General features: G+C 50.0%; 6 protein-coding genes. 3 read left to right on the top strand and 3 right to left on the bottom strand.

Going from position 1 to position 6,086, the window contains the following annotated elements; all coding sequences use genetic code 11:
* The first annotated feature begins 177 nt into the window (after positions 1–177).
* Entirely contained in the window at positions 178–321 is a 144-nt protein-coding gene (locus tag BP727_RS03460) for a hypothetical protein (protein WP_157863591.1), read from the top strand.
* A 210-nt stretch (positions 322–531) separates the two neighbouring features.
* On the opposite strand, the gene BP727_RS03455 is transcribed toward BP727_RS03460, so the two are convergent.
* Positions 532–1,374 carry an alpha/beta fold hydrolase gene (locus BP727_RS03455; RefSeq protein WP_273270743.1) on the bottom strand — a complete coding sequence of 281 codons (843 nt, stop codon included), beginning with the start codon at positions 1,372–1,374 and terminating at the stop codon, positions 532–534.
* Between the two features lie 644 nt (positions 1,375–2,018).
* Here BP727_RS03455 and BP727_RS03450 point away from each other — a divergent pair.
* On the top strand, positions 2,019–3,356 hold the full coding sequence (locus tag BP727_RS03450; protein WP_286857383.1) for a nitrogenase component 1: 1,338 nt from the start codon (positions 2,019–2,021) through the stop codon (positions 3,354–3,356).
* 29 nt (positions 3,357–3,385) lie between these two features.
* Here BP727_RS03450 and BP727_RS03445 read toward each other — a convergent pair whose 3' ends face one another.
* Together BP727_RS03445 and BP727_RS03440 are read right to left on the bottom strand one after the other, a co-directional pair.
* The gene (locus BP727_RS03445) at positions 3,386–3,724 is read right to left on the bottom strand and encodes a P-II family nitrogen regulator (RefSeq protein ID WP_013718513.1); all 339 of its coding nucleotides are present in this window, start codon (positions 3,722–3,724) and stop codon (positions 3,386–3,388) included.
* The gene (locus BP727_RS03440; RefSeq protein ID WP_276837587.1) at positions 3,721–5,172 is read right to left on the bottom strand and encodes an ammonium transporter; all 1,452 of its coding nucleotides are present in this window, start codon (positions 5,170–5,172) and stop codon (positions 3,721–3,723) included. The genes BP727_RS03445 and BP727_RS03440 overlap by 4 nt, the downstream gene beginning before the upstream one ends.
* A 348-nt stretch (positions 5,173–5,520) precedes the next feature.
* Here BP727_RS03440 and hisF point away from each other — a divergent pair.
* On the top strand, positions 5,521–6,086 hold a 566-nt coding region (gene hisF / locus BP727_RS03435), incomplete at its 3' end, for an imidazole glycerol phosphate synthase subunit HisF (RefSeq protein ID WP_286857379.1).

Genomic DNA, 6,086 nt, shown 5'->3' with positions numbered 1-6,086 from the left:
AATATCTTAATGATAGTTTTATTGGTTGGTATCCGATCATGGTAGTTATCGATGAAGTTGCAAGTGCCCTGAAGATGGATCGTGACGTTCTGGTTTCAGGCTAGCATCAAGGCCTTCCTTGAAAAAGAACTCAGGTGCATCGAAGCAGAGATATTCGAGATTAGGAGAAAGCATGACGTGAGATCCATACTCGAGCTGGATGATAAGCTGAAAAAAGGGGAAGTTCGGGAGGAGGATGTTCTGGAGGATTTTCAGGAACTCGACTATCTGGAATCAAGGAGAGATGAGCTATTAGCAGCGATGAAGAACCTTCCTCAATAGCGGATCTAGTGATGTTAATGAGAATTATCGATACAGAATATGCAGATATTTCGACAGATTCCATCATTTCTCGCGGCAAGCTAAGAGCTTTTTTAGGGGCAATTCATAATCTCTCCAGCTATGTAGATCAATGGGAAGATATGGCAGTAGCGCCAGACATCCCAAGTATATTGCACTCCGCTTCGGCTCAGCCAATGCACCACCATCGCCTCATCCCAGGAACTCCTTTACTATCAATACAGTCTCCTCAGGATGGCTGATCCAGAAGATGTGCCCTGCGCCTTCGATCTCCCGCATCTGTGCGCCCGGAATTTTTCGGGCGATCTCGAAGCTATTGGGCGGCGGAATCAGCACATCTCGTTTGCCGATTATCACCATCGTAGGCGCGCGAATAAAGCCCAGGCGCCCTTCGACATCGAACTCATTGAAGGCCTTGAGCTGGGCCTCATAGGCAGCAAGGGTTCCAGGAAAGGCGAGATTGGCCTGGATCTTCCTCTCCACTATATCCGGATGGGCCTCAATGAACTCCGGCGGATAGCATACCGCTCCAGTCCACCAAAGGTAGTCATGGGCGGAAAGGTCCGTCCTCGGATAGAAATACTTCTGGATCTCGGGCGGCGGATTGGTCCTGGAGCTTCCACCAGCGGTTGTGCCTCCGAGCACCAGCTTGTCGACTTGCTTGGGGTAATCCAAAGCCATTTGCAGAGCAATCATGCCCCCCATGCTTCCTCCGAATACATGGGCATGATCAATTCCCAATGCATCCAGCAGGCCCGCGGCATCTTTTGCCATCTGCCCTATGGTTAAGGGGCCAGGAGGCTGATCGCTGCGCCCTGCTCCGCGGTTGTCAAAGAGAATCACCCTGTAGCTTTCTGCCAATCTCTGGGGCACTATCCACCCCCAGTCGAGCGAGTGGCCCCCCAGGCCCATGATCATGAGCAAGGGCTCGCCCTGGCCGTGAACCTCGAAATACATCTCTATATCGTCTACAGGGACTCTGCCTGCAGAAATCGGTTCGCCAGTCTCTTTCATGGCTCGATCAACGGAATTCATCTGAGCATAATGACCGCTAAAAAGTTAAAAGTTTTTCTGCAGTCTGTTCGCAGAAGAAATACAAGCCAGCTCTTTCAGCCGGGAAGCATTCACAGATCGCTCCGGGGTGTAGGGGCAGCGGAAGCCTCGGTCTTTAGGCCGGGGAGGAGCGTGCCCCACCCATTACTTTCGCTGTGCTCTGCATACATATTTAACATGCCAAATCCATCTCCTGTATTGTACTTGGGCATCTTAGGCACCCTCGCGGTAAACCGCTTGATGCTGATCCTGTATGGCTCTGCCAGACTCTTGCCCGAAAGGGTGCGGTCGAAACACGATTTGAAGCCGTCTTTGGCAGATCTGAGGCCAATGTTCCAGCAAGACTGGGACCTCTGCAGATCGTCGCTGCATGTAGGCTGGCCTGGAGGTCCGATCTGGTCTCTGATTTTTGGAACAGACCAGATCAGGGCTGCTGAAAGCTCCGGTCTTCAGGCCGGAGTAGCTTACGTAGTTGGTTATGACATTTTCCGAACTCATCTATATTCTTCCTAATGCTTCTCAAATAACTCCAAATACCTATGCATTTTAGCCTATTGCTGGAGTTGGGAATTGTGGATCCCTTTTCAATGAAAATAATTTTGGGCTGTAGATGAAAGCAGAAAGGAATGGATGAATTAAAGTCTCTAGCGTGCGAAAAGAGCCTCTTCGATGAAGATGCAGCTCATGGAGCCTGTGCTTACTCCAGAGCGATATCTGTTTTGAATCCAATAGCAGATGCCATGCATGTGGTCCAAGGACCACTTGAATGCGCTACATGCGCTACATATGCCTGGAACGCGCGTGGAAGCATTTCCAGCCAACCAATGCTTCATGGTAAACGAGATAAGATATTCTTCGATAATTTAGGATTATCTGCTCAAGTCATGCGGGAGCTAGCTGCAGCCTGCAAGCCCCAGGCCATATTCGTCTATTCCACCTGCATGACCGAGACAATGGGTTGCGATGTCAGTGAAGTGTGTGAATCTGCGGCGAAGGATCTGAGGATACCTGTCATTCCGGTGGGTAGCATGGGTTTCCAGGCGGAGACGGGATACGAAGCAGCATGCAATGCACTCTTGAGGCTGATAGGCAGCAGGAGCTACAAGCCCATAAGCCCCTATTCAGTGAACATCCTGGGAGATTACAACATTGCAGGAGATCTATGGCCTATCAGATCCTACCTTGAAGAGCTGGGTATTGAGGTGATATCTGCAATAACCGGTGATTCAAGAGTTGCAGAGATTCAGAGGGCTCATTGCGCAGATCTGAATCTGGTACAGTGTAGCAGCTCCATTGGCTCCCTAGCCAGGCGATTTGAAGAGGAGTATGGCATACCCTACCGAAATGTGAGCTTCCTGGGCATCGAAGAGACATCTTCAGCCTTAAGAACTGCCGCGGAGTTCTTCGAAAATCCCGGCATAATTGAAGAATCCGAGAGGATGATCGCCAGAGAGACAAAGAGAATATGTCGGAAGATAGAGCATTATAGGGCCAAATTCGCAGGAAAGAGAGCTGCAATTTTCTTGAACGGAGCTTCTAAGGCTGCATCTCTGATCAGGGCATCAAACGAGCTGGGGATAGAGGTTGTGATCGTTGGCATTCGGTATGGAAATTGGGTCGATCGCCAGAGGATAAGAAATTATATTGGCAGGGATGCAGTCGACGCAAATAAGCTCAATCCTGGCGACCTTGGTGAATTGCTGTCCATAGAGAATGTAGATCTTATCATTCCCGGGGCCGAAGATCAGCCTGCAATACGAAAGTTGAACATACCAATTTGCGATATATGCCACAATCGCACATCTACCTTCGAGGGATTCGATGGAATGGTAAATTTTGCCCGAGAGATAGATATAGCGATCAACAACCGCACCGAGAAGCCTCCTGCCAGAAAGAAAAAAACGCGTGGCCGACCGCCATGCATGGCTCAGAAGCGAGGTCGATCAGAGCCTGTAGAAAAGTAAAAAAAAGGTGGCAAAAATATAAGGGACGGCTACAGCGCCTTGTCGTCCGTCTCGCCCGTCCTGATACGGATGGTCTTTTCCACTGGCAGGACGAAGATCTTGCCGTCACCGATATTTCCGGTGTAAGCTGCCTTTCTGATGATCTCCACCACCTCATCCTCTTTATCATCGGGGACGACCAGTTCCACCTTCACCTTGGGCAGCATGTCCACCTGGTATTCTTCGCCACGCCATATCTGGGTAATGCCCTTTTGCCGGCCTCTGCCTTTTATCTCAATAGAGGTAAGGCTGGTATAGCCTGCCTCATCAAGGGCATTTTTTACCTCTTCTACCTTGGATGGCCTGATTATCGCCTGTATCATCTTCATGTTCGTGCTCCTTCGGTTGAACATTCTAAATTATCAGATATCTGCCCTTCCCTTAAACCGTCCATTGGACCTGCAATGACGAATTCCGGATAAGCGGAATATCCGTGCTCGCCCAGATCTAATCCAGTCAACTCTTCTTCTGGAGATACCCTGAGACCCACGATCTTCTTGATTATGTAGAACAGGATGTAGCCCGTGCCGAAAGCCCAGACCACAACTACCACCATGTCTATGAGCTGAGCAATGATCTGGCTGGTGTTGCCAACGATTAAACCGCTGACACCACCATAAGTTCCGTCTGCGAATATTCCAACGGTCAGCAACCCCCATAGGCCATTATAGCCGTGCACAGCTACAGCACCCACAGGATCGTCGACTTTAAGCACCCAATCGTTGAACTTTATGCCGTACATCACTATAAATCCTGAGACCACTCCGATTACTACTGCTGCCCAGGTCGGTACATAAGCGCAGGAAGCTGTAATGCCAACCAAGCCTGCCAGGGCTCCGTTGCAGGTGAGAGCTATGTCCACTTTTTTGGTCTTGAAGAACGTGTAGTAACAGACCAGCGTCGCCCCTGCGGCTCCCGCCAGGAACGTATTGACCGCAATGACTGAGATCCTCAGATCTGTGGCGGCCAGAGTGCTGGCCGGATTGAATCCAAACCATCCGAAGAACAGAAAGAATGTACCCATGACTATCATTGGAACATCGTGACCAGGAATAGCATTAGGCACACCGTCCTTGTTGAATTTTCCAATCCTGGGACCAAGCAGGTATATGCCTGCCAAGGCCACCATACCGCCCACAGCGTGAACTACTCCGGAGCCAGCAAAATCCCTGACCCCGACGCCGTATGGCAGCGTGGCCAGCCAGCCGCCACCCCAAACCCAGTGGCCATAGATGGCATAGATAACCGCAGTGACTATTCCGCTGTAAATGAGATAGGCTTGCAGCTTCATCCTCTCAGCACACGCACCTGCCACAATTGTAGCTGCTGTTGCCGCGAAGACCACCTGGAACATCCAGAACATCATGGTCGAGACGTCATATGAGTTCCCGGAAAGGAACCATCCGCTCCAACCGATGATACTGTTTCCGTCCTCCAATCCTGCATAGAGCTTTGAGCCTCCGAACATGAGAGCAAAGCCAACGGCCCAATAGGCCAATGCACCTATGGAGAAGTCCATGTAGCTCTTGGCAAAGTAGTTCACTGTATTCTTTACCCTTAAAGCTCCTGCACCCAGAAAGGCGAAGCCTGCTTGCATGAAAAAGACCAGGAAGGCCCCTATCAGAGTCCATGCAAAGTTGACGGCAAGCTTCATCCCGGCAACATCATCCGTATAGGTATTGGAACCATTCGGATCGCCTGCCATTGCTATTGTTGTTAATAGCAGCAATAATACAAATGCACTTGCTGCAATATTGGTATACTTTGTATTTCCCATGATCCACCACCATCCTTTTGCTCAAACTAATTAATCATCGCAGGCGGCCAGCTCTTTTGGCTTTCCCGAATTTGCCACATCGATCAAATTCGTTTTAGATACCTGCGCAAAAATGGCTTTTCCACTTAATGGCACAATGTCTTTCATCATATTCCCTCAACCGCTTCTATAGTTGTGCGATTTTTGAAAATGAGATAACTGTATAAAAAACAATTTGAGAATAAAAACGATAAACTAAGATTTTTTAAGAAAAAATATGTGGTATTGTGCTTGCATGACAGGAGAACAGAGCCCGGTACCCTATTCAAGGGGCAACTATTTTACTCCAGGCCCTCCTTTCCCTCATCCATGAAGGATTATGCCAAGATAGTTCCTTGCCTGGATGTCAAGGTGGTTGACGGCCAGCCATCAGTGGTCAAAGGAGTCAAGTTCGTGGACCTGAAAAGGCAGGGCGATCCGGTGGAGTTCGCCCGGCGCTATCAGGATCAAGGCGCTGATGAGCTGGTATTTCTCGATATCACCGCCTCTCATGAGGGCAGAAAGACCATGGTTGATGTAGCCCGCAGGGTGGCAGATGCGGTCGACATTCCCTTTGCCGTTGGCGGAGGCATAGGCACCCTGGATGGCATTAAGCAGATCCTGGATGCGGGAGCGGACAAGGTGGGAATCAACACCGCTGCAGTCAAGAATCCCGATTTTGTGAAGGCGGCCTCAGGAGCCTTCGGATCAGACAAAATCACCGTGGCAGTGGATGCCCGCCGCAACACCAACATCATTCCGGGGGTAAATGTCTATGAGATGGAGGACGGCGCAAAAGCCTGGTTCGAGCTGGTGATATACGGCGGCAGAGAGCCTGTAGGAGTCGATGCAATTGATTGGTGCCGGAAGATGGAGAGCTTTGGCGCGGGCGAGCT

This window comes from Methanosaeta sp. UBA356, assembly GCF_002496465.1.
Classification (GTDB): domain Archaea; phylum Halobacteriota; class Methanosarcinia; order Methanotrichales; family Methanotrichaceae; genus Methanothrix; species Methanothrix soehngenii.
Note: the sequence above shows the minus strand (reverse complement) of the source record. Positions and strands in the feature narration are given on the sequence as shown.